Source organism: Candidatus Eremiobacteraceae bacterium, assembly GCA_035314825.1.
Taxonomy (GTDB): domain Bacteria; phylum Vulcanimicrobiota; class Vulcanimicrobiia; order Eremiobacterales; family Eremiobacteraceae; genus JAFAHD01.
On record DATFYX010000066.1, the window covers coordinates 59,542 to 84,892 of the forward strand.

Genomic DNA, 25,351 nt, shown 5'->3' on the forward strand with positions numbered 1-25,351 from the left:
CCTTATCCTGACGCGAAGTAGCGCTTGCGCAGCTCGTCGAGCAGTACCGCTGCCAATATCACCGCGCCCAGCACGACTTCCTGCGCGTACGACTGGACGTTCAGCAGATTCATGAGATTATACAGCATGCCGATGAGCAGCGCGCCGACGAACGTGCCTACCAGCGATCCGCGCCCGCCCATCAGCGACGTGCCCCCGACAACAACGGCGGCGATCGACTGGAGCTCGTAGCCCTGGCCCGATTGCGGGATGCCCGAGTTCAGGCGCGCGGCGAGCAGCAGGCTGGCGACGCCGGCGAGCGCCCCGGAGATGATGTAGACGGACAGTTTGACGCCGAACACGTTGACGCCCGACAGCCGGGCGGCTTCTTCGTTGCCGCCGATCGCATAGACGTAACGCCCGAAGCGCGTGCGCGTGAGCACGAAGTTGCCGGCCAGCACGACGACCAGCATGATGATGACCGGCACCGGGATGCCCGGGATATTGAAGATGTGTCCGATACCGATCAGTCCGCTGCCGATGAAGTTGAAGGCTTGATTGTCGATCTCGATCGGCCGGCCGCCCGTGAACAAGAACGCGGCGCCGCGCGCCATCAGCATCATCGCCAACGTCGTGATGAACGGCGGGAGGTTGAAGCGCACGACCGGCAGGCCGTTGATGGAGCCGGCGGCACCGCCGACGCCGACGCCGACGAGCGTCGCCAGCACGACGCCGAGCGCAGCCGATGATTCTCCCGCCAGCACGCCCGCCATCAGCACGCCGGTGAGCGCGATGAGCGAGCCGACCGAGAGGTCGATGCCTGCGGTGATGATGACGAATGTCTGGCCGGAAGCCAGGATCGCGTTCACCGATATCTGGCGCAGCACGTTGATGACATTGCCGGGCGCGAGGAAGTCGCCGTGGGTCAGCGCGTTCAGCAGGCCCAGCAGCACCGCGAGGCCGGCGATGAGGCCGGCGGCGCGCCACGCCGCGTTGCGCCGGTTGACGGCCGCCGCTTTGGCAGCCGCTGTTTCGGCGGCTTGCGCGCTGGGCGGAGTTATCGGCGCAAGCGGTGTGCTCATGCGGCGCCCGTCGCCAGGCGGATCACCGTCTCGGGCGTGGCTTCGCCGCGCGCGAACTCGCGCACCAGCCGGCCGCCTCGCATGACGCCGATGCGCATCGACATGCCCAGGACTTCAGGCAGCTCGGACGAGACCATGATGATGCCGGTCCCCGATCGCGCAAGCGAGACCATCAGCTCGTAGATCTCGGCTTTAGCGCCGACGTCGATGCCGCGCGTCGGTTCGTCGAAGCAGATGACGGTCGCCCGTTCCAACAGCCACTTCGCGAGCACGACTTTTTGTTGATTCCCGCCCGAAAGCGAACGCACGGCCTGTTCGATCGACCGCGCGCGCACGCGTAATTCAGCCGCCAGGCCTGCGACGGCGGCCGTCTCCTTTCCTCGCTCGATGACGCCGAACTCGGAGAAGTCCGCTAGATGCGGCAAGGTGACGTTCTCGCGGATCGACATGCCCAGCACCAAGCCTTGCGTCTTGCGATCCTCGGTGACCAGCGCGAGTCCGGCGGCGATGCCGTCGTGCGGACTTTTCAGGTGCAGCGTCTTGCCCGCAAGCGTCAGCGTGCCCGAAGCGAAGCGGTCGGCGCCGCAGATCGCGCGCAGCAGCGAGGTGCGGCCCGATCCGACCAAGCCTGCGATGCCGTAGATCTCACCGGCATAGACGTCGAGGTCGACATCGGCGATGCGCCCAGGCATCGTCAGCCCGCGCACCGACAGCAGCGGCGTGTCGTGCGGCGGATCCGGCGGCAGCGCCGGGTAATGCGCGTCCAGCGCGCGCCCGACCATGAGCCTGATGACGTCGTCTTGCGTGAAGTCGGCACGCGGCCTGGTCTCGATAAGCCGGCCGTCGCGGAACACCGTGATGCGATCGGCGATCTGGAACACCTCTTCGAGCCGATGCGAGATGTAGACGATGCCGACGCCGTGCGCCGTGAGCGTGCGGATGATGGCGAAGAGGCGATCCACCTCCTGGCCGGTCAGCGCCGCCGACGGCTCGTCCATGAAGATCACGCGCGCTTCGACCGAGAGCGCCTTGGCGATCTCGATCATCTGCTGCTGCGCGACCGACAGCGTGCGGATGGGTGCGTCGAGCGGCACGTCGACGCCCAGGCGTGCGAGCGCGGCCGCGGCCAGCGCGCGCGCTGCGCGGACGTCGATCGCGATGCCGCGCACCGGCTCGTGACCTAAGATGATGTTCTGCGCCGCGGTGAGCTGCGGCACCAGGTTGAACTCCTGATGGATCACCGCGATGCCGAGCGCCTCTGATTGGCGCGGATCGGTGATGGTCACGTCGCGGCCGGCGACTTCGATGCTGCCGGCGTCCGCGCGCACCGCGCCCGACAGGACGTTGACCAGCGTGGACTTGCCGGCGCCGTTCTCGCCGACCAGTGCATGCACTTCGCCGGCGCGCACGTCGAAATCGATGCCGTCGAGCGCGCGCACGCCCGGATAGCTCTTCGAGATCCCGCGCAGGACCAGGTACGGCGGCGCCGCTGCGGAGGCGTCCGTTGTCGGCATGTCGCCTATTTCGCCGTGCTTGGCCCCGTGTACGAACCGACGGCGACCGGTATCTTCGCCGGCGGCGTCTTGCCGGAGAAATAATCGTGGATCGCGTCGATCGTCAGCTTGCCGATCTGATCGGGATGCTGTTCGGGGTCGCCCACCATCTGGCCGGCGTCGATCGCGGTCCTGGCTTCGGGGTTGGCGTCGTATCCGACGATCTTGATCGTGCCGACTTTGCCGGCAGATTTCACCGCGGCCAGCGCCCCGAGCGCCGAATCGTCGTTGATGCCGAAGATGCCGGCGAGACTCGGAAAACGCTGCAGCAGGTTGTCGGTGACCGACGCCGCCATCGCGCGTTCTCCGCCTGCGGGCTGGTCGGCGACGATATGCACGTTGGGATACTTCGCGGCGAGCTCATCTTTGAAGCCTTTCACGCGATCTTGCACCGATGTGACTTCGGGCTCGTCGATGATCGCGATGGTTCCGCTTCCGTTGAGCGCCGCGCCGAGCAGATCTGCCGCGACTTGGCCGCCTTGGATGTTGTCGGACGCGATGTGCGAGACCACCGTGCCGCGCGACGCCGTGCTCGCGATGTCGGCGGTGAACACCGGCACCTTTGCGTTGTTCGCCTCGACGATCGCGGGTCCGACCGCTTTGGAGTCCGCGGGGGAGAGAATGATGACGTCGACGTGCTTGCTGAGGAAGTCCTCGACTTGCGACGTCTGCTTGGCCTGGTCGTGATTGGCGTCGGTGAAGACGATCGTGTAGCCGTACTTGCCCGCCTCGTCCTTCATGCCTTGCTCCATCGCTTGATAGAACTGGGCTTGCAGGTCGAGCAGGGAAACGCCGATGCTCTTCGAGCCGGACACGTTGCCGGCGGCGCTCGCCGTCGTGCCGGGGCTTTGCGCGGCCGTGGGCGACGAGCTCTTAGAGCAGCTCGCCAACGTCAGGATCGCCGCGGCGATCGCCAGAATCCGAAGGCCACGCTGTTTCAAATCAACCTCCTGAGGCGGCCGCGTTCGTCCTGCCGAACGATACGGGTCGCATGCGCGTTCGAGAAAGCCGCGGCGCTCCTATCCACACGCTTCGCTCCGGTTTGTGTGGATATGTGGATAGAGAACGCGGGGATAGTTAAGCCCGCCTAAAGCCATTAAGGACACGTGCGCGAGCACCATCAGCGTGCGATTACGAGGCGCGGTGCTGCAATTCCCGGGAACCGGCCTTTCGAAAAAACCGCAAAAATCGGATTCAACCCCGGGCGCGCAGGCGAGCGATCAGCCGGCGCGCCCGAGCTCTCTCCGCCGGGCTGCCACCTGCAAGCGCCTTGCTCACATGTCGGAGCGCTGCCGCCCGAAATCGCGCGTCGACGTCCGCCAACCCGCACAACGCCTGGAGCGCGCACACGCGCACGATCGCGCTTGGATCGGTATTGCACCAGCGCATGAGGACCCGCGCCGCATCGCGCCGTTCGGCCGCAGACAATGACAGCCGTGGCAGCATTTGCGCAAGGTGCCAACGCACTTCTTTGCGCTGCTCGCGCGCGAGCAGTCGGAGCAGCGCCCGTTTGTGGCGCGCGAGCAGCTCGGGCCGTTTCGAGCTCGCCTTTTCAGCGGCGTCCGCGCTTCGGGCCCGTTGCACATCGTCGCCAAACGATAGCTTCTCGACGAGCCGGTCAAACGTCCGGGCTGTCACCGGCGGCGCGTCGGGAGCGCGATCGCCAGGGCCAGCATCGTCTTGAACACGATGAAGTTCGGATTGGCGGCCGTCTGCACCAATGCGAGGCCGCTTGCCAGCCAGACGGGCTGGCCCTGGAAATAGATCACTCTGACGGACTGGCCGGACTGTGACTGTTGCCACGCCGCCGCCGAGCTCAAGCCGAGCGCCACGTCGCGCGAGATCCCCGTCTGCGCAAACGTGACATGCAGGTCGGATCTCCCGCGGCCAAGGTCGCGCCGGTATTTTCCGGTGACCAACGCCGGCACCGAGGTGCAGCTCCCCTCTGCAGCAGGCTTCGCGCTCCTCGGCGTCACGTCCGAACACGACGCGTCAGCCATGAACCGTCCGCGCGCCGCAAGAGCTGGGAATAGGAACGCGCTCCCAATCACCAGGGTGAGCGCAAGGACGATGAAGGTGCCGACTATGAGCTTTTGCAGTGGAGCCATCTTCATATGTTATGCGTTGCGCGCGAGAAAACCAGCCGCGGCTCGTACGCCGCGGCTGGCTGGATGTCCGTGCTTTACGGTGCGACGATGCTAGTGGTCCCGCCCCTGGCCATTCCAGTTGTTGTTCTGCCACGCCCAGTTGCCACGCTGGCCGACCGTGCGCTGGCCGTTCCACTGCGGGTTGCCGTTGCGATAGCGATTCGCGTCAGATGTGTTGTAGTAGTGGTAGTTGCGCGTGTCGTCGCGGTCGTAGCGGTCATCGGCGTCGGACCGGCCGTTGGTGCGGACGTACTGATAGTTGTTATTGTAGACCGGTGTCGGCTGATAATTGTAACCGTTGTTCTGATAGCCATAGCCGCTGTTCGGGTAGTAGACCGCGGGCGTGCTGCCGCAGTATTGCTGCGACCCATCCCACGAGCACGGCGTGCCGTTGTTGCCGGCGTAGAGCACAGTGCCGTTCGGATACACGATGCGGCCGTCCGCGTACACGGTCCCCCCGTCGCGCGTGTAGCCGACGATCGTGTTCGCGGCGACCTGTTTGTGATGGACGTTGTCGGAGATGACGATGCCTGCCACGACTGCCGCTGCACCGAGGATGATGTTGCGCGTCGATGCTGCGCCGTCGGCGAGGACGGGTCGAGTCATCGAAGCCGCGACGATCAGCGCCAAGGTGGCGGCGACGAACGAGCGGGCGATCGGTTGGAAGGTCTTGCTGTGTGTCATGGTATCAACCTCCACTGTGGTTACGTCAAGCGGAGGCGTGTCGTTGCGTTCTCAGAGAAACCCCAAGCTCAGGAAAAACTAAGGCGGAAGCATCGTTCGATGCTTCCGCCGCGAGAACTCGAAGCCGATCGTCTAGTAGTTCTTGACGGCCGCCGCTACCGGCACGACGCCGGCGACTCGCCAGCCGTCAGCCGTCTTGATGCACATCGTCACCACGACTGACTTCGCGGTATACGGAGTGCCGCCAACCGTTGCGGTGATGTTGACCGGCGCGATGACGTCGGCCGTCGTCGCGGTGCGCATCACGATGTTCGTGTTGGTGTAGTCCGGGCTGGCGCTCCAGACGCCCGAGAACAGCTGCTTCAGGTGATTGGTCACGGCCGTCATACCGAAAATCGGGCCGCCGACGGTCAGCCACACAAGATTCGGATTATCCCAGAGAAACTTCTGCGTGCCGGGCAGATCGTGCTGGTTCTGGGCACCCATGAACGCCGTATACAGCGCACGCACGTCCTGCTGGTCTTTGGTCAGCGTGTCGGCTCGCGTGGGGACGCTGGCCGAGAGGAGCACCAATGCCGCAACGGCGACAAACGTAAGGCGAGTCAACATCGGACTGTCTTTCCTTTCCTCGGAGCGGGTTGTGGCCCGGGCCTTCACCCGCGCCCGCGCTTTCTCCCGCGTCGTGGCGGGGTAGGGCGTCCCGGCGCGACGCATGCTTGACGTCCTGCCTACCATCTGTGATAGGACGGTTGTGCTCGCCATCGGCTACTGCGCGGCGGTGCGCGGCATCGACGCGTACGTCGTCCGGGTCGAAGTCGTCGGCATTCCCACCACCGACGTCGGCATCCACATCGTCGGTCTCGCCGACCGCTCGATCCAAGAATCGAAAGAGCGCGTCAACGCCGCCATCCGTTCGTCCGGCTTCCTTTTCCCTACCTATAAGGTAGTGGTGAACCTCGCGCCGGCCGACGTTCGCAAGGAGGGCGCGGCGTTCGATGTCGCCCTCGCGCTGACGATCCTCGGCATGGACCAGCAGATCGACGCGCGCCGCTTGCGCGACGTCGTGGCCGTCGGCGAACTCGCGCTCGACGGTGCCGTCAAGCCGGTGCGCGGCGTCCTGCCGATCGCGGTCGCGTTGCGGCGTTCGAGCCACCGGCGCCTCATCGTGCCGGCCGACAATATGGCTGAGGCCGCGCTCGTCGACGGTCTCACGCTGTATCCGGTGCGAACGCTCGCGCAAGCGGTCGACGTCGTGCTCGGACGCGGCGCGCCGGGCGTGCCCTCGAATGGCCGCGCCCACATGGTTGCGGACGAAGGCGTCCGCGCCGTTGAAGAAGATCTCGAAGACGTGAAAGGCCAAGAGCGCGCCAAGCGTGCGATGGAAGTCGCGGCCGCCGGCGGCCACAATCTGCTGTTCGTCGGTCCGCCCGGCAGCGGCAAGACGATGCTCGCGCGCCGCATGCCCTCGATATTGCCGGCGATGACCTCCGATGAAGCGCTCGAGGTCACGACCCTATACAGCGTGAGCGGATTGCTGCGCGACCGCTCGAAGCTCGTGCGTTCGCGGCCGTTTCGCGCGCCGCATCACACGGTCAGCGCGATTGCGTTGGCCGGCGGTGGCTCGAGTCCGCGGCCCGGCGAGGTGTCGCTCGCGCATCGCGGCGTCTTGTTCCTGGACGAGCTGCCCGAATTTCCGCGCTCGGCGCTCGAGGTGCTGCGCCAGCCGTTGGAGGACGCCGTCGTCAGCATCAGCCGCGCCGGACGCGCGATAACTTTTCCGGCCGCGTTCATGCTGCTCGCCAGTCTCAATCCGTGTCCATGCGGTTACAGCGGCGATCCGCTGCACGGCTGTTCGTGCTCTCCGGTCGCTATCTCGCGTTATCTGTCGAAGATCTCCGGCCCGCTGCTCGACCGCATCGACCTGCACGTCGAAGTGCCGCGTCTGCCGTACGACGACATGTCGCGCACGTTCAGAGCTGAGCCGTCAGCCACAGTTCGCGCGCGGGTTGAGTCGGCACGGCGCCTCCAACGTTCGCGCTTAGGCAGCACCGGCGCAAATGCGGCAATGCCTGCGAAACTGCTGCGCGATCATTGCGCGCTGGACGATCGCTGCCGAGCACTGCTCGCCGCCGCTGTCTCCAAACTTCATCTCTCGGCCCGCGCGCACGATCGGATCCTGCGTGTGGCGCGCACCATCGCGGATCTTTCGAACGCACCGGTGATCGCACCGGAACACGTGGCTGAGGCGATCGGTTATCGGTCGCTGGACCGCTCGCCATTTTCGACATAGCGCGCGTTATTGACATCTATTTTCATCGGGGCCTCGTCCACGAGCGCCCATCCCTGGGCGTCGATGCGCCAGCCCTGAGCGGCCTGGATCTCCGACACGGTCCAATACAAATGTTGTAAGTACGTCCGGCCCTTTGCTTGGAATGTGAGCTTGGTCGCGATGACGACGAATGCGTGGTTCCCCTCCTGCCGAACCGTTGCAAGCGCACCGAGTGTCAAGACCTGGTGCTCGGCGAGGAACTGCTGATAGTCCGATTCCTTGTCGCAGCTGGTCGTGGCCGCGTACCACGTGCGCGCCGCCCTCGGCCCCTGCCACGAGAAGGGCGCAAATTCATCGATCGTCGTCGCGTCGTCTGTGTAGGCGTCTGCGGGAAACGTGCAATCGGCACGATTGTAGGCCGCCGCGAATACTTGCAACGGCTGCAAGAGACTCGCAGTGTCTGGCTCTGCCGCCGCAGCGCGATCCGCGCAGAAGGACGTCAGCGCCATCGACGTCAGCGCAATGAGCAGGAAGCGATCGGTTTGTCTCATCTTTTCTCTCCGAGCGTCGGCGGCAGTTCGGTTCTTAGGCGATGTGCCGGATTCCCCGCAGGAACTGGGCGACCGCACGCTGCACGATTGCCGCATGAGGCTCGCCCGCTTTTGGACGCGCGCACAAGCGCAATCGGTTTCGCGAAAGGGCAAGGTGTTCAAAGTCTCCGCGCGCGGATGGTCTGATGACAGCGTCGAGGCGGCGTATCAGTGCGCCCTCGACCTCGCGAGCAAAGTCGCGGATCGCGTCGCGTCGGGTCTTACGACGAAACACCGGTATCCCTACGCCGAAAAACCCCTGCCCGAACCTGTCGTGCAACGGCTCGGGGCAGACGGCGGCGGCGCGTCTGCGATCGTGACGCGAAACGCATACGGCGCGCTCGTGCTCAACACCGACCAGCTCATGTTCGTCGACATCGATCGCCCCGGATATCAGGGCAGCGCCCCCACGCTCGGCACGATATTCTCGTCGCTGTTCAGCAAGCCGAAGGCGCAAGAGCAGCCCGCCGATGATGCGGCGACGCTCGACGCGGTGAAGAACGTCGTGCAGCGGCACGATCTGTCTGCGCGGGTGTACGAGACCGCCGGCGGCCATCGCCTCATCGTGACCAACGCGCCGTTCAAAGCCGGCGATCCCGATGCCGAGTCGCTGCTCGCCGAGTTCGGCTCCGATCCTTTATACGTGCGCTTGTGCCGTTCGCAGGATTCGTTCCGTGCGCGCCTCACCCCAAAACCCTGGCGCTGCCGCATGTCCAACCCGCCGGTCGAATTCCCATTCGAGACGCCCCAAGTCCAAGAGCGCTACGATCGCTGGCTGGCTGGTTATGAAGCGAAGATCGCGTTGTTGGCGACCTGCCGCTTCGTCAAGACTATCGGCGTGGAAAGCGTCGCTCCGGGGTTCGACGAGCTTATCCGCTACCACGATGAGCAGACGAAAGCGACCTCGGGCCTTAAGCTAGCCTGACGACTGCCCCCATTGCGTTGACACCACACACGTGCTGTGCTATCATGGGCCGCACTATGAAACGCCGCCGCACGTGCTGCACCATGATGACGGGGACTCGCCGAGAGTTCCGGTCGCGGTGCATGCGCGAAGAGTAGAGCGGACTAACACAAACGCCTTGCGCAGCCCCTCACCGGAAAAGCGAGGGGCTGTTTCGTTTCTGCCGCCATTGCAGGCGGCGATCGGGGAATGATAATTGGAAGAAGACGGATCGGCTTTGGTCGGGTTGCTGGGATGCGGGGTCGTCGGCGGCGGTGTCGCGGAGCGCTTGCTCGCCGGATTTTCAGCGTGCGAGACGCACGCGCGCCTCGGCGCGGTGCTCGTGCGCGATCTCGCCAAGCCGCGCCGGCCTGAAAGCGTCTATCCGCGTCTGACGACTCACGCACAACGCGTGCTCGACGACCCGCGACACGACGTCGTCATCGAATGTTTGGGCGGCGTCGAGCCTGCCGCCGGCTATGTCGAGGCGGTGCTGCGCCGTGGCGTGCCCGTGATCACGGCCAACAAGGCGCTCATCGCCGCTCACGGCGCGCGCCTGGCGGACATCGCGCGCGAACATCAGACGACTCTGACCTATGAAGCGGCAGTCGGAGGCGCGATCCCGGTCATCCGCACGTTGCGGCATCTTGCCGCTCATGACCAGATACTCGAGGTCGGCGGCGTGGTCAACGGCTCGACCAACTTCGTGCTGTCAGCCATGGAAGAGGGCCTCTCGATGGACGATGCGGTGCTCGCCGCGCAGCGCGCCGGATTCGCCGAGGCGGACCCGAGCACCGATATCGACGGCATCGACGCGGCGCACAAGCTCGCCATTCTGATCGCGACCGCGTTCGGGCAGTGGCCGCGCTGGGAGTCTATTCCGCGGCGCGGCATCCGGCAGATCACGCCGGACGACATCGCGCAGGCGCGCCGCCGCGGCAACCGCATCAAGCTCAAAGCGTGGGCGCGCCGGCATGGCACCGAGGTCGAGGCCGCGGTCGCGCCGGCCGAATTGCCTCTCGCGCACCCCTTCGCGTCGCCACGCGGCGCGGAAAACGCGTTTCTCATCGTCGCTCGCCATGCCGGGCCGGTCTTGCTCGGAGGTCTCGGCGCTGGACGCGAGGCGACGGCATCGGCGATCGTCGGCGACCTGCACGACGCGCTCGCTGCGCGATCCGGCGTGGCGGGTGTTCGCCGGCAGCGAGCGCTCATCTCGACCACGTAAAGAGCCGTGACCAAGACGGCGATGCCGGCATTGAAACACCACGACGCGTTTGCGACGCTCGCGCCGGCCGGTGGCTTTCGCCTCAAACACGGCGGCGTGCTTTCGTCGGTGCGCATCGCTGCCACGTTCTACGGCCAGCCCCACGAGCGGGCGCCGGTCATCCTCGTCTGTCACGCGCTCACCGGCAGCTCGCGCGTGGCCGAATGGTGGGGCGATATCATCGGTCCGGGCAGGCTGCTGGACACCGAACGGTATTGCGTCGTCGGCACCAACGCGCTCGGCGGTTGTTACGGCTCGACCGGCCCTGCAAGCGCGGCGCCGGACGGCGACGCGTTCGGCGCTCGCTTTCCCGTCGTCACGGTGGAAGACATCGTGCGCGCGCAGCACGATGCGCTCGCGCTGCTCGGCGTGCGCCGCGTGGCGTTGGCGATCGGCGGTTCGCTAGGCGGTCAGCAAGCGCTGCAGTGGGCGGCTGTGTATCCCGACGCGGTCGACGGCGTCGTCGCCATCGGCGCAACCGGAAAGCTCTCACCGATGGGCATCGGGCTCAACTCCATCGCTCGTGAAGCCATCAAGCTTGATCCCGCCGGCGGCCTGCGCATCGCGCGCATGATCGGCATGCTCTCGTACAAGAGCGCGGCGCTCCTGTGGCAGCGGCATGGCCGCCGCGGCGATCGCGATATCGAAAATCCGGGGCAAACGCTGCACGCCCGTTTCGATGTGGAAGGGTATCTCCAACATCAAGGCGACAAGCTGGTCGCTCGAATGGATCCGCTTTCGTTCGCCTATCTGACCAAAGCCATGGACCTGTACGAGCTCGATCCAAGGGGTTGGCGCGTGCCCGCACTGTTGGTCGGCATCGAGTCGGACTGGTTGTATCCGCCGGACGAGGTTGAGGAGACCTCGCGGCAGCTCGGTCCGGCTGCCCGCTTCGCCTTGCTGGCAAGCGATCACGGCCACGACGGCTTTCTAGCGGACGCCGGTCAGCTCACGTCGATCGTGCGGCCCTTCTTCGACGAGGTGGCCGCGGGAACGGCGTAGTCTAGCGCCGGATCATCGCCGCGGTCACGACACCCAGGATCAGCTTGCTGACCAGCTCGTAGGCGAGCTGCTTGACGACCAGGCTCTCGGGAACAGGCTGCGTCGCGTACTCGATCAGAAATGACGCCACCGGCCAGACCAACCACATCGCCAGACCGAAACGCAAACCTTGGCCGAACCACGGTTTGTCTTCGACGCCGCGCGAATAGAGCCACACCGATCCGACCGCGAACGCGAGGTACCCGATGAAGATCGTTATGAAATGGGTGTCGGTCGCCGGGCGATAGAGCTGTGCCACCTGGCCGTAGTCTTGCGCGAGCAAGAAGCCGTGGATGAGCGAGCCGAGGCCGATCGACAGGATCCAGACGACCAGCATGGTGAGGATCAGACGCCATTGACTCATCGCATTCTCCGATCTCAAGCCGGCTGCGGGTGGGCCGCGCCGTACGCGGCGTACCCATCGGCGGCGGCGAGCATTTCGTCGGCACAGCTCGCCAGTGATTCGTAACGGAACAGGCCTGATAGCACCGCTTTGTCGCCGATATCGTTCGTGAAGACGAACGCCGGCCGAACCTCCACCCCGAGCGCTTTGAAGCTCGCAGTCGACTCTTGTAAGCGAGCGATCGTCCGAGCGTCGCCCATCTCCCGTTCGAGCGCTTCGGCCGGGACCCCGGCTGCCGCCGCGGCGACTTCGATTGCCACCTCGCGTCTTGCGAGATGCTTTCCGTCGACGAACGCGGCGTGCGTGAGCGCGAGACGGACGCGATCGTCGGTGATGCCCAATCCGCGCGCTGCTTCGGCCGCGACGTCGGCGTGCCAGGTCGCGTCGTCTGACGAGTCGCGCCACGCCGGGTTGACCTTGACGCCGCTGACCGACTCGAGCCGGCGATACTGCCACGCCCCGAGCTGCGGCGTGTAGCCCATCGGCCCCCCGCCGAACAAATACGCGATGCGCCACTCGTAGGCGAGCCTATCGCCGAGCCGTTCCCGCAGCTTTGCCAACGGGCCCTCGGCGGCGAAGCACCACGACGAGAGGAGATCCATGTAATAGGTGAGCGCAAGCTTGGTCATCGCGGCGAGCGACTTCGGAGGCCGCGGGGCCGCCGCCTGGGCGCAGACCGCGTGGCGCGCAGTTGTCAGAAAAAGGGCCTGGCCGGATACGAGCGCGAACCCGCGGGTTCTTCGAAGAAAGGGAGCCTGTATGCCGGTCGTCGTGGGAATCTTCCAGAACCTTGCCGCAGTTTCCAAGCTCAACGATGCGCTTAAAGCCGCGGGATTCAGCGCCGCCGACCTGATCGTCATCGCCGACGAGTCGCCGGACCCGGAGCTCATTGACGATGGCGTGCAGTTCAGACTGACCGGCGAACCCGATACAGGACTTTTGGGCTCTGGGCGAGGCATGATCACAAGCTCCGGCGGCACCGAGGTGCCCGGTCTGGGCGGCAGCCCATCGCATACGGTGATCGGCGGAGAGAACGCCTCGGAGGATATGCTCGCGGATCTCAACGTTCCCGATGGGCGCACCGACGACTATGAAGAGGCGCTCGATGCAGGTCGCGCTGTGGCCGGCTATCAGACGGCGGACGTCGACAAGGTCAAGGGCATTTTCTCCACCGCCGGCGCCAACCCGATCGAGGTCTTCTAAAGGACCCAACGTCCTCTTGACCGCTCCACCTCCTCGCGTGACTGAAGGGCGAGGGTGGTGCGATTTTATTTCGTTTCAATCGACACCGAACGGCTGCGACAGCGCCTGAACGGCCGATCCGCGAGCTCCGCGCTCGCTGCGCTCGGTCCGGCTGCCTCCGACGTCGGCATCCGCGTGCTTGACGCATGCGTCGTGCCCGTCGGCCTGCGGGCGCTCCTCGTCGCTGCGCAACCTCGCGACGTGCGTGCCCTTGGCCGTCGCTACGTCGCACGCGCAGCGGGCGCGCTTCGCATCCCAGGCGTTGTGTGGCGGCCGACGATCCGCGTCGCTCGCGTTGCGCCGGGCGATGCGACCGCCTGGCGCGGCTTTATAACTCGTTGCCGGATGGCTTTCCTGGAGCGCTCAACAATGCCCACACCATCGACCATCGACCAGCCGACGTGCGAAGCCGCGCGCCCGAAGCGACGCAAGACCACGAACGCGACGGTGCGCAGCGGGGCTGCGACGATGCGGGTGATCGACCGCGTCGTCGACGCGCAGCTCGGCGCCGACGAAAGCGCCGCGCGTGTGCGGCGCTACGTAGCAGACCACGATGCGCCGGCGAATGACGCCACCGCCTTTGCCAGGTTGTGCGAGGTGATCTTCGCGCAGGGTATCGGCTTCACGATCGTGGCCCGCAAGCGTGCTGCGCTTGCCCGAGCGTTTGCTAATTTCGGGCCTTCCGTCCTGGCCGGGTTCGGGGAGTCCGACATCATGCGATTGCTCGGCGAGCCGATCATCCGCAACAGGTCGAAGATCGTCGCCTGCATCGAGAACGCGCGCCGCTGGTGCGCGATCGTCGAATCCCACGGCAGTTATCTGGCACGCGTGGCCGAGGTCGCGGCGCAGGACGATCCGGCGAGCGGCTGGCCGGCGCTCGCGGCGCTGCTCGCGGCAGACTTCGAGCGCATCAATGAGGTCGGCGCTCGGCAGACGCTCAAGCGCTGGGGCTTCTTCACAGCGTTCGGCCATCCGGGATCGCGCCGCGTCATCGAGCGGTTGGGCTTGGTGGACGCGAGATGTGCTCCGACGGCCGGACAGTTGATGATCGGCGCCATTTCCCAAGCGCTCTCGCGCGACGCGTACTCGGTCGAAGCGACCCTTGCGTTGTTCGCGGCGCTTGGGCCGTGCAATCCTGCGCCTCAGTGTCCCACGTGCGAGTTATGCGACCGCTGTCCGACAGGTGTTCGTAGACGCGTCGAGCTTGAATCAGGGGCGCCATCGCCGGCCGGAGAACCCAGTTCCGGCCGAGCATCACTGGCGGTCAATACATAATCCCGACGTTTGGAGGCTCCCATGCCCGACGAGATTCGCTGGCTCTCCTCACTTGACGAAGCCATCGCTCAATCGAAGAAATCCGGCAAACTGGTGCTGCTCGACTTCTTCAGCCCGACCTGAGGGGGTTGCAAAGCGCTGGATACCGTGACGTATCCTCAAACCTTCGTGCAAACAATCATCTCTGACTACTGCATCCCCATCCAGGTGAACAACACGCTCGATGAGAGCAAACCAATGGTGGCCGGTTTCCGGCACGTCTGGACGCCGGACTTGCGCGTCCTCGACGCGGACGGCTACGAGTTGTACCGGTGGAACGGATACCTGCCGCCCGCCGAATTCGCTGCGCAACTGCTTGCGGCGCTCGCCCATGCGCGCCTTCGCCTACGGCAGTTCGATGCCGCGGAGGTGCTCTACGCGGATGCGCTCAAGCGCTTCCCGACGGCGTTGGCGGCGCCAGAGGCGCAATACTTCAGCGGCGTGACCGGATACCGCAAGACCGGCGAATCCAACGCGCTGCTCCACGGTTGGCATGAGCTGGAAAAGACTTACCCGGGTTCAGAGTGGACGGTGAAGCAGAACTTCGATTGACGGCGCGCTAGGCACGCGCCGATAGGATCGCGGCGGCGAGCGCGGACGGCTTGGCGCGAAAATCGTCCCAAGGTATCGTGCCGGCAGTGATGCCGTCGAGCACTCGCGCCACCATGGCGTTCGCGGGCGCAGCGATCCCGCTGGCGGCAGCACGCGCCGCGACGGCGCCGTTGAGTGCGTCGACTTCCGTCTGCGCACGCCGGGCGCGCGCGTCGATAAGCAGCGAGGGCAGTTTGTCTCCACGCGCGCGCGCCACGCGGGATGCAAGCACGACACGCAGCATGCCCGGCGGAAGCGAGCGTGCGGCGGCCACGAGCAATGGGACCGGAAAATCGATCAGTGAGATGGGCGCAAGACCAAGTTTGTCCATCGTCGCGATCGCTTCGAGCAGACAGCGGCGCTCGACATCGAATGCCGTCGTGTCCGCGTAGACCTGCGCCGGCGTCCAATCGAGAATCGCGCACACCGCGTTGGCGAGCAGGTTGGTGCACAGCTTCGACCATTTGAGCGCGCGCCAGTCTGCCGCGGCCGCAACCTTGATAGCGCTCAGCTCGAACGCGGCGATGATCCAGTTGTGCGCGGGCGCGCCGACGGGCGCGATGGTCACGCCGCCCTTCTTGGCGGCGATCACTCCGGGCTCGGGCGCCCTATCCACAGCCGTGGTCAGCGCGCCGGCGACGACGCGGTCGTCCCCGAAGGCGGCGGCGCACAGCTCTTCGTTGCCAAGCCCGTTCTGCAATACGAGGATCGCCGCGCGATCGCACGCCGGCAAGGCTCGGATCGACTCGATCGCGCTTGCGGTGGCGAACGACTTCACCGCTGTGACGACGAGGTCGAAGTCGCCGCGCGCGCCGTCGTCCGGCCCGGTGATCACCGGAACGACGACGCGTTGAGTCTTGTCGCCGACGACGAGCACGTACCCTTCGCGCAACCGCGCCGCGGCGTCCGCTTTGGCCAGCAGCACCGAGTCGTGCCCGGCGAGCTTGAGCTGCGCCGCGACGTATTGGCCGATCGCCCCCGCGCCGACGATCAGCGCGCGCACGGCCGGCTACGAACCTCGCCCGGTGGACCCGAACCCGCCGCCGGCGCGCTCGGTCGGCGCGAGCTCCTCGCGCTGCTCGAAGCGCGCGCGCGCAACTGGCGCGATGATCATCTGCGCGATGCGGTCGCCGCGGCGGATCGGAAAAGGCTCGCTGCCGTGGTTGACCAGGATGACGCTGACAGGCCCGCGATAGTCGGCGTCGATCGTCCCCGGCGAGTTCAACAGCGTCACACCGTGTTTGAGCGCCAAGCCGCTGCGCGGACGCACTTGCGCCTCGAAGCCCGGCGGCAGCGCCATCGCAAAGCCGGCCGACACGAGCGTGCGCCCGCCCGGCACGAGCGGGATCTCTTCGTGCACCGCCGCGAGCAGGTCGCAGCCCGCCGCGTCGGCGCTCATATAGCGCGGCAGCGGCAAGCCTTCGCCTTCGGGCAGGACGGTGATCTCGACGACGATCTCCACTATTCGTTCTTGGTCTGCAATTGGGCGAGCTCTTCTTGGAACGAGTTGAGGTCGGTGAACGAGCGGTAGACGGAGGCGAAGCGGATGTAGGCGACCTTGTCGAGCGTTCGCAGCGCGCTCATCACCAGCTCGCCGACCGTGCCCGAGGGCACTTCGCTTTCGCCGCGCGCGTAGAGCTCACGCTCGACGTTGTCGGCGATCTCTTGCATCTGGCTCTCGGAGATCGGACGTTTCTCGCACGCCCGGCGCAGACCGGCGAGCACTTTGTCGCGGTTATACGGCTCGCGCCGCCCATCTTTTTTGACGATGAAGAGGCGAGCCGCTTCGGTGCGCTCGTAGGTGGTGAAGCGATGGCGGCACGATTGGCATTCGCGCCGGCGGCGAACAGCGTTCTCGTCATCGCGGCTGTCGATGACACGCGTATCGCCGTTGCGGCAAGCCGGACACACCATGGCGTCAGCGAGTCCGGCTCGCCGGAGCGATGGTTACTTCGAAGCCCCGATCTTGAACAGCTTCGTGCCGCAGACCGGGCATTCGCCCTGCACCGCTGGTCGGCCGTTCTTCATGGTGATCTGCGTCGGGTTCTTGATCTCTCTTTTGGACTTGCATTTCACGCAATACGCTTCGGGCATCTATCTTGCTCCCTCAGATGGCCGGCCCGCTGACATGCGAAGGACCGCCCGGCTGGAGTTCGAAGGCCCCTCCAGCATGGACCGAACCACACGGGCAGTCTTTTTCGACGCGGGCTACACGCTCCTTTGCATGGAACCTGACCAAAAGACCAACTTTTTGCGTTCGTGTGCCGATTTGGGCGTCGAAATCGACCATTCGAGGTTGCGCGAAGGCATCAAAGCCGCCTCCGAAATGCTCGCGCCGCGCACCCCGGCCGCGCAGAAACAGCCGTTTTCGATGGCTGCCGTCGACCGCTTCTGGACCGAGTATCATCGCGTGCTGCTGGCGATCTGCGCCGCGCATCCCGAGGATGCGGATCGCGCCGAAGCCGTCTATCGGCGCTTCACCGCGCACTTGAGCTGGCGCGTCTACGACGAAGTGCGTCCTGTTTTGCAGCGGTTGCGCGATCGCGGCGTCACATTGGGGATCATCTCGAACTGGACCGGCGATCTCGAAGACGTGCTGCGCGGCGTCGAGCTGCATCACCATTTCGATTTCGTGCTCGATTCAGCGCATCTGGGGTGGGAGAAGCCCCATCCCGAGATATTCCTGGAGGCGCTGCGCCGTGCCGGCGTCGCGCCCGAACACGCGCTGCACGTCGGCGATTCGCCGGGGCATGACGTCGACGGCGCGCTCGCGGCAGGTTTGCGCGCCGCGCTGCTCGATCGCGACGACGCGCACCCGGAATTCGAACGGGCGCCGCGCGTCTCGTCGCTCGACGAGCTGCTCACCCTGGTCTAGCTCTTCCCCTGCGATCGTGGGTTGACGGCGCGTGCGCCGCGCGTGATTGCACGCGGTTGAGTGGATGAACTCGATCTTGGCTATGTGCTAGCCGTGGCGAGCGCCGGGCTCTGGTCGCCTCGCGCGCTGACCGCGTGGCTGCGTGCGCTTGGATCGCCGCGCGCGCTTGTCGCGCATGTCCAGGATTCGCAGTGCAGCCCGCCGCCAGGCGTCGAGAAGCTGTCGGACACCACGCGGATTCGCCTCGCGCTCGTCGACGATAACGCCGCTCGCGCCGCGCTAGAAGCAGCTCAAACGTCCGGGGCGCGCGTCGTCACTCGCGACGACGACCACTATCCATCGGCGCTTCACGACCTGTGCGATGCTCCGCTCGTGCTCTACGTGCGCGGCGACCTGGAATGTCTGAAAGGGCGTACGGTGGCGATCGTCGGCAGCCGTGCGGCGACTTCGTATGGCCGCTCGATCGCGACGGCGATGGCAGCCGATTTCGGCGCGTTCGGAGCGACGGTCGTCTCAGGTCTGGCGCGCGGGGTTGACGCGGCAGCGCACAAAGGTGCGGTCGATGCAGGCGTGCCGACCGTCGCCGTGCTGGGCTCGGGCATCCGCGCGCTGTATCCACGTTATCACGCATTGCTCGCCGACGAGATCGTCGCAGGCGGCGGCGCGGTACTATCGGAGTTTCCGCCGGACGAGTGCGCGCGAGCGTTCCAGTTCCCGATGCGCAATCGCGTCGTCGCCGCCCTTGCGGCGGCGACCGTCGTCATCGAGGCCAGCACGCGCAGCGGCGCGCTGATCACGGCGCGCCTTGCGGACGAGCTCGGCCGCGCGGCGTTCGCGTTGCCCGGCGACGTCGGCCGCCAGACCAGCAAGGGCACGAACGCATTGATCGCCGATGGCGTGCCGCTCGTCACCTCGGCCGCTGATGTCGCCGCGCTGATGAGCTGGGATCGGGCACTTCCCATCGCCGGACGGATCGCGCGAGCCGGCGACCCGCTGTTGCAGCTGCTCGACGAGGCGCGCAGCGTGGACGAGTTGGCGGCGCGCTGCGGAGAGAGTGCCGCAGCGATCTCGGCCAAGCTGATGCTGCTCGAACTTCAAGGCGCGGTCGAGCTGCGCCCCGGCGGCCGGTACGCGGCGGTACCCTAGGGGACGGCGGCGAACGCGAAGGCATGAACCTGACGATCATCGCCGTGGACAAGCTGCGCGAAGCGTACGTGCGCGACGGTTGCGACCGCTTCGCCACCAAGCTCGCGCCCTATCTTCCGGTGAACGTCATCGAGATCAAGCCGGCGGCGATGGAGGCCGAGGGCAACGCGATGTTGGGGCGCGTCGATCCCGACAGCGTGGTATGGGCGCTCGACCGCGAGGGCGACATGCTTTCGTCGCCTGGGTTGGCGCAACGTCTCGCGGCGGCCGAGCGCTCCGGCCGGCGAAGATTGACCCTGTTGATCGGCGGTGCGGAAGGTCTCGCGGCGGCCTGCCTCGAGCGCGCAGATTTCCGCTGGTCGCTGTCTCCGCTGACGTTCTTGCACGAGATGGCTCGTCTGATCGCGCTCGAGCAATTGTTCCGAGCGGTGAAGATCAATCGCTGCGAGCCCTATCACCGCTGACCAGGCATCGATAGCGCGAAGGGCGCTTTGCCGTCTTCTGCCAATGAGGCGCACATGAGCCGTTATGCGCAGTCGCTTGACGCGTTGAGTGCGGAACTGCGCGCGCGTTTCGAACGTGCGGCGGCGCGGGCCGGCGCGGATGCCGGCACATTGCCCGACGTGGCGCTCGGGCCGGCGCGCGATCCGGCGCACGGCGACTTCGCGACCGCAGCCGCGCTGGCCGCGGGCAAGCGCTGGAAACGCAATCCGCTCGAGCTCGCCCAGACCGTGGCGGCGGACGGCATCGCGCGCATGCCCGGCGTGGCCGCGCTGGAAGTCAAACCGCCGGGATTCATCAACCTGCGCATGGCGCCGTCGTTCTGGGCGGACGCCGTGCGCGAGGCGCTCGAACGCGGTCGCGACTATGGACGCTCCGACGCGCTCGCGCAGCCGAGTCCGATCCTGCTCGAATTCGTCTCCGCCAATCCGACCGGCCCGCTCAACGTCGTGCAAGGCCGCTCGAGCTCGCTCGGCGCCACACTCGCCGCGATGCTGCGCTTCGCCGGCGCGCACGTCCATACGGAGACGTATGTCAACGATGCGGGAGCGCAGCTCGACCTGCTTTCCGACTCGCTCTTCGCCCGCTACGCGACGCTCTGCGGCGTGCCGACGCCGGTGCCTGAAGACGGCTATATGGGCGAAGATCTGGTCGAAATCGCTGCGGCGCTGCGCGCGCGCGATGGCGAGCGCTGGCTGCAAGCGCCCGTGCCCGAGCGGCGCGCCGCGCTCGCCCGCTTCGCGCGCGACACGATCGTCGCCCAACAGCGCGAGGACCTCGAGCGCTTCGGCGTCGTCTTCGACCGCTGGTTCTCCGAGGCGTCGCTGTACGATGCCGGCAAGGTCGATGAGGTCGTCGAGTGGCTGCTCAAGCGCGGCGTCGCCTACGAAAAAGACGGCGCGGTCTGGCTGCGCTCGACCGATTTCGGCGACGACAAGGACCGAGTGCTGCGGCGCAGCGACGGCCGGCCGACGTATCTCGCGCCGGACGCCGCCTACCACCGCGACAAATTCGAGCGCGGCAACCGCTACCTCATCGACATCTTAGGCCCCGATCACCACGGCTACGTCGCGCGCATCAAGGCGGTCGCGGCGGCGCTGGGACACCCGGGCGCGCTCGAAGTCGTGATCGCGCAGCAGGTCACCCTCAAGCGCGGCGCCGAGACCGTCGCGATGAGCAAGCGCGCCGGCCACGTGATCACGCTGCGCGAAGTCGTCGACGAGGTCGGAAAGGACGCTGCGCGATTCTTCTTCATCAATCGCGCGCCGGAGTCGCAGTTGATCTTCGACCTTGCGCTCGCCGTCGAGCAATCGGCCAGCAATCCGGTCTACTACGTCCAGTACGGCCATGCGCGCATCGCCTCGATCCTGCGCAAGGCGCAACAGACCGGGCGGACCGTGCCGCTCGAGCGGGCGCACGCGGGCGCCGACGTCGAACTGCTCGGACATCCGGCAGAGATCGCGCTCACCCGGCGCTTGGCTGATTTCAGCCGCACCGTCGCCGAAGCGGCGCGCGCCCGTGCTCCGCATCGCCTCGCCGAGTACGCGCGCGACGTGGCGACCGACTTTCATAGCTTCTATACGGAGTGCGTCGTCCTCGGCGACGACGACGCGCTGGCGAGCGCGCGGCTTTCGCTGTGCATGGCGGGCATGACCGTGCTCGCGAACGCGCTGGGGCTGCTCGGGGTATCGGCTCCCGACGCCATGTGATGGCGTGCCGTCAAGCGGTCGGCGAGACGGCTGAACGCGCGGGTACGCTCGGCTGGTCCACGGTCGCCGCAGCTACGGGCTCGGCCGGCTCATCCGGGATCGCCACCGGCCTGCCGGTCAGCCATGGATGCAGCCACAAAGTCCAGATCACTTTGAACAACGCTGCGGCCGGTATTGCCAGCAGCAACCCCCACAGTCCGAACAGCTCGCCGCCGGCGAACACGGCGAAGATGATGGCGATCGGCGAGACGCCGACGCTGTCGCCCATCACCTTGGGGACGAGGAAGTCCGTGATCTTGCTTGCGCCCATGATGATCAACGCGACGACGATGCCGACCTTCCACGAGGTGAGAGCGCCCAGCAGAAAGCCCGCCGCCGAAGCCACGACGACGCCGATGTACGGAATCGCGTAGCACACACCGGCGATGACCGACAGCAGCAACGCGAACGGCGAGCGGATCACGAGCAACGCGAGATACGTCAGCGCGAACGCGATCGCCACCAGGATGAGCTGGCCGACGATGAACCCGCCGACGACGCGGCCGACCTCGCGCGCGAAGTAGCGGGCTTGCGCTTGCAGGCGGTCCGGGAACAGGCTTTGGAAGGAATCGCGGATCGCCTCGCTGTTGGCGAGCAAGAAGTACGACAGCACGACGCCGAAAATAAGCACGACCAGCGTGCCGCCGATCCCGACCAGCACCGCGCTGATCGAACCGAACGCTCCCTCAAGCGTCGTCGACAGCCTGCCCATGTTGGTGGCCTCGATCTGCGAGATCTGGTTCGTCGCCACGAGCGAACCTAGATGGTGCTTGAGCCACAGCTGCACCGCATCGATGAAGCCGCGTGCCAGGTCGATATAGGCCGGCGTATTGGCGAACACCACCTGGAACTGGTCGAGCGTGGCGGGGATGATGAGCAGGAAGAAGATGGCCGCGACCAGCGTGAGCGCCGTATAGACGACGACGATCGCGACGGCTCTGGGCATGCGGCGCGAGAGCCGGCGCACGATCGGGTTCAGTCCATACGCGATCAGGATCGCGACGACGAACACTTCGACCGTCTTCGGGATCAGACTGAGCACGTAGAGCACGATCGCCAGCGAAATGGCGATCGCCGCGAAACGGCCGACGACGCGCCAATTTATGGCGCCTCCGCCCTGCGCAGAGATCATCGAGCGGCGCGCACCGACTTGGTCATCTGCACGCGCTCATCGAGGAAGCCGGCCTGCTCGTACAGCGCCTTGGCGGGCGCGTTGGCCTGCGTGACCATCAAGCTAATGTGCGACGCTCCGCGCGCGCGTGCCTCTTCTTCCGCCGCTGCGAGCAGCGCCCGGGCCACGCCGCTGCGCCGGTGCGCCGGCGCCACCGCCATATAGACGATGAACGCCTGGTGCTGCAGCGTGACGTCGTCAGTGAGCTCGAACAGCAGCATCAAGAACCCGGCGCGCTGGCCGCCACGCTGCGCGATCAGCGTCAAGCCGTCGGCGCGGTCGGCGCAAAACTCCGCAGCGCGCCGAAACGCGGTGGCCGCCGCATCTGGGCTCGCCGGACGGATCGGCGAAAGGCTCGTGCTGGCGCTTTGCTTGCCGAGGCTATCGATGAACTCGCGGTCATCGGGCTGCGCGCGGCGGATCGAGATCGCCATCAACCCGCGGCGATCGACCGGTTGCGCCCCGCGCGTTTGGCTTCCAGCAGACACGCATCCGCCGCCGCCAGCAATTGCGCCGGCGTCTGGCGGTTTTCGTCAAGCCCCGCGACGCCGCACGAGATCGCGGTCGCGACCGGCACGCCCGTCTGGGTGACGTGGCGCAGGCGCGCGATGGCGATGCGCACCCGCTCGGCGATCGCCAGCCCATCGGCGACGTTGGTGCCCGGCAGGATGACGGCGAACTCCTCGCCGCCCAGACGCGCCACCAGATCGATGTCGCGCACCGTGCGCATCGCGAGGGCCGCGATCTCCTTGAGCATGCGATCGCCCTCGGGGTGGCCGTAGCGGTCGTTGACGTCTTTGAAGTGATCGATGTCGAAGATGAACACGGACAACGGCGTGCCGCTCTGGCGCGAGCGGGTGATCTCCTCTGCCAGGCGGCGGAACAGATAGCGCCGGTTGTGCGCACCGGTGAGCTCGTCGGTCGAGCCGATCGAGACGCTTTGCGTGAAGATCTCGGCGTTGTCGAGGCTGCGGCCCGCCATCTCGGCCAGCTGCATCAAGACGCGCAGGTCATCGCTGCCCAAACCCTCGTCCGAGATGTCGGTGATGGCGATGCAGCCGTGGCCTCGCCCGGCCGCGCCGCTGGAGAGCGGCAGCACGACGAACGGCGGCTCGGGCGTGCGCCCGACGCGTCCCTGGCGCGGCATCGAGATCAACGAGCCTTTCTCGATCGCGGCGTCGATGAGCGCGGCATGACGCGTCAGGAACGCTTCGGCGGCGCGTTTGTCGATGTTGAGCCCGCCCTGGAACGTCAGCATGCCTTGCTCGACAAGCGCCACGAAGTACGCTCGCGCCTTCAGGTTCGTCGCCGCGCCGACCGCGTCGAGCACCCCTTGCGCCAACGTCATCGGCTCGATCGAGCTCGCGAGCAGCATGCTCGCGTTATACAAGAAGGAAAGCTCGAGGTTCTTGCGCTGCAGCAGCGTGTTCGCGGTCTCGAGACTCGCCACGCGCGCGCGCAACGCGCGCACCGTGGCGAGCTCCGCGACGGCTTCACCGCTCGAGAGCAGCGCGCGCTCGGGCGAGATGGCGACCGATTCGAGCTGCTCGGTGTAGAAGCGCGTGAGCCGCTCGAGCACGTCGAGGAAGCTGTCTGCCAGCCGGAACTGATACGCGACGCCGCCGTCGTGCATTGTGCGCGCCTGCGCGATGCCCAGCCGCGCGAGCGTGTCGAGCGCCTCGGCCGTTCCCGCGGCCGATGCGCCGAGCATGCGCGCGGTCTCGTCGACGGCCAGCGTGGTCATCGGCTCTGCGACGAACAGTTCGATCGCGCCGGCGAGCAGCCGTTCTGCCTCGCCGCGGAGGCTGGACAGCGCATGGCCCGTGCGCGGCATCGCGGATGCCGGATCTTCCGGAATGGCGGTCCCCCTTGTCAGATGGAGCCTAGCGCGCTCGCCCTCTTAGCGCGTGGCGACGGCTTCAGGCACGTAGCCGAGCCGGCTGGACAGCTGTATGCCGCAGTCGACCACCTCGGCGGCCATGTCGCGGATCTGCTGATCACCCAGGCGCGTGACCGGTCCGGACACGCTCAAGCTTGCGACCACCTGGCCGGACCCGTCGCGGACCGGCACCGCCAGACAACGCACGCCTTCTTCGTGCTCCTCGTCGTCGAGCGCGTAGCCCTGCACACGGATGCGCGCGAGCTCCTCGCGGAATGAGCCCGGATCGATGATGGTGTGCGGCGTGCGGCGCGGCATGCCGTAGCGGCGCAAGACACCGTCGGCGGCGTCGGGAGCGCCGAACGCGAGCATGACTTTGCCGCTGCCGGTCGAGTGCGCGGGCACGCGGTTGCCGAGCTGCGTGAACATGCGCAGGATCTTCGATGACTGCGCCTGATCGATGTACACGACCTCGCCGTCGTCGAGCACCGCGAGGTTGGCGCTTTCACCGATGCGCTCCATCAGGCGCTGCAAGAACGGGCGTGCCTCCAAGCGCAAGCTGAAGCGCTGGCGCATGTCGTTGCCCATCTGGAGCGCGCGGAAGCCCAGCGAGTACTTGCGGTTTTGCCGGTTCTGCTTGACGTAGCCGCGGCGGATGAGGGTGCCGAGCAGGCGGTGCACGGTCGCCAGGGGCAGCGTGACGGCTTGGCTGATCTCGACCAACCCGACCTCCGAGGCGAAATCCACCAGCGATTCGAGGATGTCCAGGGTGCGCTCGACCGACTGGACCCCCGCTCGCTCGCGGCGGGTGTGTTCTCCGTTTTGCCCGGGGTCGGCCATCGGAAACCTACTCCACCGGGCCATGCCCGGTTTTTGGATTGTGGAAATAGCCTATCACTCTTTTGGAAATAGTGTCAAGGCCGCCTGGG

29 protein-coding genes are annotated in these 25,351 nt (G+C 66.5%); 11 read left to right on the plus strand and 18 right to left on the minus strand.

The features are described 5' to 3' along the window. Positions 1-2: 2 nt before the first annotated feature. From VKF82_08645 to VKF82_08675, 7 genes are all read right to left on the minus strand, one after another. Positions 3-1,061 carry an ABC transporter permease gene (locus tag VKF82_08645; protein HME82129.1) on the minus strand — a complete coding sequence of 353 codons (1,059 nt, stop codon included), beginning with the start codon at positions 1,059-1,061 and terminating at the stop codon, positions 3-5. Then, a complete protein-coding gene (locus VKF82_08650) occupies positions 1,058-2,575 on the minus strand; it encodes a sugar ABC transporter ATP-binding protein (protein ID HME82130.1) in 1,518 nt (505 codons plus the stop codon). Before VKF82_08650 ends, VKF82_08645 begins: the two co-directional genes overlap by 4 nt. 5 nt (positions 2,576-2,580) lie before the next feature. Then, a complete protein-coding gene (locus VKF82_08655) occupies positions 2,581-3,555 on the minus strand; it encodes a substrate-binding domain-containing protein (GenBank protein ID HME82131.1) in 975 nt (324 codons plus the stop codon). 253 nt (positions 3,556-3,808) lie between these two features. Next, positions 3,809-4,252, minus strand: coding sequence for a hypothetical protein (locus VKF82_08660; protein HME82132.1), 444 nt, complete (start codon positions 4,250-4,252; stop codon positions 3,809-3,811). Continuing rightward, positions 4,249-4,728: a hypothetical protein gene (locus tag VKF82_08665; GenBank protein ID HME82133.1), complete on the minus strand. Its 480-nt coding sequence runs from the start codon at positions 4,726-4,728 to the stop codon at positions 4,249-4,251. The genes VKF82_08660 and VKF82_08665 overlap by 4 nt, the downstream gene beginning before the upstream one ends. An 84-nt stretch (positions 4,729-4,812) precedes the next feature. After that, positions 4,813-5,445 carry a hypothetical protein gene (locus VKF82_08670; GenBank protein ID HME82134.1) on the minus strand — a complete coding sequence of 211 codons (633 nt, stop codon included), beginning with the start codon at positions 5,443-5,445 and terminating at the stop codon, positions 4,813-4,815. Positions 5,446-5,577: 132 nt separating this feature from the next. Further along, positions 5,578-6,054: a nuclear transport factor 2 family protein gene (locus tag VKF82_08675; protein HME82135.1), complete on the minus strand. Its 477-nt coding sequence runs from the start codon at positions 6,052-6,054 to the stop codon at positions 5,578-5,580. 142 nt (positions 6,055-6,196) lie between these two features. Here VKF82_08675 and VKF82_08680 point away from each other — a divergent pair, with 142 nt between their 5' ends. Next, the gene (locus VKF82_08680; GenBank protein HME82136.1) at positions 6,197-7,735 is read left to right on the plus strand and encodes a YifB family Mg chelatase-like AAA ATPase; all 1,539 of its coding nucleotides are present in this window, start codon (positions 6,197-6,199) and stop codon (positions 7,733-7,735) included. Here VKF82_08680 and VKF82_08685 read toward each other — a convergent pair. Next, the gene (locus VKF82_08685; protein HME82137.1) at positions 7,699-8,265 is read right to left on the minus strand and encodes a hypothetical protein; all 567 of its coding nucleotides are present in this window, start codon (positions 8,263-8,265) and stop codon (positions 7,699-7,701) included. The genes VKF82_08680 and VKF82_08685 overlap by 37 nt on opposite strands. 154 nt (positions 8,266-8,419) lie before the next feature. Here VKF82_08685 and VKF82_08690 point away from each other — a divergent pair, with 154 nt between their 5' ends. The 3 genes from VKF82_08690 to metX all read left to right on the plus strand — a co-directional run bounded on the left by VKF82_08690 (position 8,420) and on the right by metX (position 11,513). Further along, entirely contained in the window at positions 8,420-9,229 is an 810-nt protein-coding gene (locus VKF82_08690; protein ID HME82138.1) for a hypothetical protein, read from the plus strand. 256 nt (positions 9,230-9,485) lie between these two features. After that, positions 9,486-10,472 (plus strand): homoserine dehydrogenase, encoded by a 987-nt coding sequence (locus VKF82_08695; GenBank protein HME82139.1) that lies wholly within the window; start codon positions 9,486-9,488, stop codon positions 10,470-10,472. Between the two features lie 6 nt (positions 10,473-10,478). Beyond that, positions 10,479-11,513, plus strand: coding sequence for a homoserine O-acetyltransferase (gene metX / locus VKF82_08700; GenBank protein HME82140.1), 1,035 nt, complete (start codon positions 10,479-10,481; stop codon positions 11,511-11,513). 1 nt (position 11,514) lies between these two features. Here the strand turns inward: metX and VKF82_08705 are convergent, their stop codons facing one another. Continuing rightward, positions 11,515-11,916 (minus strand): hypothetical protein, encoded by a 402-nt coding sequence (locus VKF82_08705; protein HME82141.1) that lies wholly within the window; start codon positions 11,914-11,916, stop codon positions 11,515-11,517. Positions 11,917-11,930: 14 nt separating this feature from the next. Next, on the minus strand, positions 11,931-12,584 hold the full coding sequence (locus tag VKF82_08710; GenBank protein ID HME82142.1) for a DsbA family protein: 654 nt from the start codon (positions 12,582-12,584) through the stop codon (positions 11,931-11,933). Between VKF82_08710 and VKF82_08715 the strand changes: the two genes are divergently transcribed. The 3 genes from VKF82_08715 to VKF82_08725 all read left to right on the plus strand — a co-directional run bounded on the left by VKF82_08715 (position 12,577) and on the right by VKF82_08725 (position 15,063). After that, a complete protein-coding gene (locus VKF82_08715) occupies positions 12,577-13,158 on the plus strand; it encodes a hypothetical protein (GenBank protein ID HME82143.1) in 582 nt (193 codons plus the stop codon). The two genes, VKF82_08710 and VKF82_08715, sit on opposite strands and share 8 nt — an antisense overlap. 57 nt (positions 13,159-13,215) lie before the next feature. After that, complete coding sequence (locus tag VKF82_08720) at positions 13,216-14,472, plus strand: DNA-3-methyladenine glycosylase I (GenBank protein ID HME82144.1); 1,257 nt, start codon at positions 13,216-13,218, stop codon at positions 14,470-14,472. Between the two features lie 147 nt (positions 14,473-14,619). Continuing rightward, positions 14,620-15,063, plus strand: coding sequence for a hypothetical protein (locus VKF82_08725; GenBank protein ID HME82145.1), 444 nt, complete (start codon positions 14,620-14,622; stop codon positions 15,061-15,063). A 7-nt stretch (positions 15,064-15,070) separates the two neighbouring features. On the opposite strand, the gene VKF82_08730 is transcribed toward VKF82_08725, so the two are convergent. Genes VKF82_08730 through VKF82_08745 form a run of 4 tightly spaced genes read right to left on the minus strand, consistent with a single transcriptional unit; the run spans position 15,071 to position 17,178 of the window. Next, entirely contained in the window at positions 15,071-16,105 is a 1,035-nt protein-coding gene (locus VKF82_08730; protein ID HME82146.1) for a 2-dehydropantoate 2-reductase, read from the minus strand. A gap of 6 nt (positions 16,106-16,111) precedes the next feature. Next, positions 16,112-16,564 (minus strand): dUTP diphosphatase, encoded by a 453-nt coding sequence (gene dut, locus VKF82_08735; GenBank protein HME82147.1) that lies wholly within the window; start codon positions 16,562-16,564, stop codon positions 16,112-16,114. Beyond that, a complete protein-coding gene (gene nrdR, locus VKF82_08740) occupies positions 16,564-17,016 on the minus strand; it encodes a transcriptional regulator NrdR (GenBank protein ID HME82148.1) in 453 nt (150 codons plus the stop codon). The genes dut and nrdR overlap by 1 nt, the downstream gene beginning before the upstream one ends. A 33-nt stretch (positions 17,017-17,049) precedes the next feature. Beyond that, positions 17,050-17,178, minus strand: a complete 129-nt coding sequence (locus VKF82_08745; GenBank protein ID HME82149.1) for a DUF5679 domain-containing protein — start codon at positions 17,176-17,178, stop codon at positions 17,050-17,052. A 94-nt stretch (positions 17,179-17,272) separates the two neighbouring features. On the opposite strand from VKF82_08745, the gene VKF82_08750 reads away from it, so the two are divergent. The 4 genes from VKF82_08750 to argS are packed head-to-tail and all read left to right on the plus strand — an operon-like array spanning position 17,273 to position 21,333. Further along, on the plus strand, positions 17,273-17,977 hold the full coding sequence (locus VKF82_08750) for an HAD-IA family hydrolase (protein HME82150.1): 705 nt from the start codon (positions 17,273-17,275) through the stop codon (positions 17,975-17,977). Between the two features lie 60 nt (positions 17,978-18,037). Next, positions 18,038-19,123 carry a DNA-processing protein DprA gene (dprA, locus tag VKF82_08755; GenBank protein HME82151.1) on the plus strand — a complete coding sequence of 362 codons (1,086 nt, stop codon included), beginning with the start codon at positions 18,038-18,040 and terminating at the stop codon, positions 19,121-19,123. 23 nt (positions 19,124-19,146) lie between these two features. Continuing rightward, complete coding sequence (locus VKF82_08760) at positions 19,147-19,587, plus strand: 23S rRNA (pseudouridine(1915)-N(3))-methyltransferase RlmH (GenBank protein ID HME82152.1); 441 nt, start codon at positions 19,147-19,149, stop codon at positions 19,585-19,587. Positions 19,588-19,641: 54 nt separating this feature from the next. Beyond that, a complete protein-coding gene (gene argS, locus VKF82_08765; GenBank protein HME82153.1) occupies positions 19,642-21,333 on the plus strand; it encodes an arginine--tRNA ligase in 1,692 nt (563 codons plus the stop codon). Positions 21,334-21,343: 10 nt separating this feature from the next. Here the strand turns inward: argS and VKF82_08770 are convergent, their stop codons facing one another. The 4 genes from VKF82_08770 to VKF82_08785 form a co-directional block, all read right to left on the minus strand. Further along, positions 21,344-22,504: an AI-2E family transporter gene (locus tag VKF82_08770; protein HME82154.1), complete on the minus strand. Its 1,161-nt coding sequence runs from the start codon at positions 22,502-22,504 to the stop codon at positions 21,344-21,346. Next, on the minus strand, positions 22,501-22,977 hold the full coding sequence (locus tag VKF82_08775; GenBank protein ID HME82155.1) for a GNAT family N-acetyltransferase: 477 nt from the start codon (positions 22,975-22,977) through the stop codon (positions 22,501-22,503). Before VKF82_08775 ends, VKF82_08770 begins: the two co-directional genes overlap by 4 nt. Further along, positions 22,977-24,377 (minus strand): diguanylate cyclase, encoded by a 1,401-nt coding sequence (locus VKF82_08780; GenBank protein ID HME82156.1) that lies wholly within the window; start codon positions 24,375-24,377, stop codon positions 22,977-22,979. Before VKF82_08780 ends, VKF82_08775 begins: the two co-directional genes overlap by 1 nt. Before the next feature lie 66 nt (positions 24,378-24,443). Continuing rightward, a complete protein-coding gene (locus VKF82_08785) occupies positions 24,444-25,262 on the minus strand; it encodes an IclR family transcriptional regulator (GenBank protein HME82157.1) in 819 nt (272 codons plus the stop codon). Positions 25,263-25,351 lie beyond the last annotated feature (89 nt).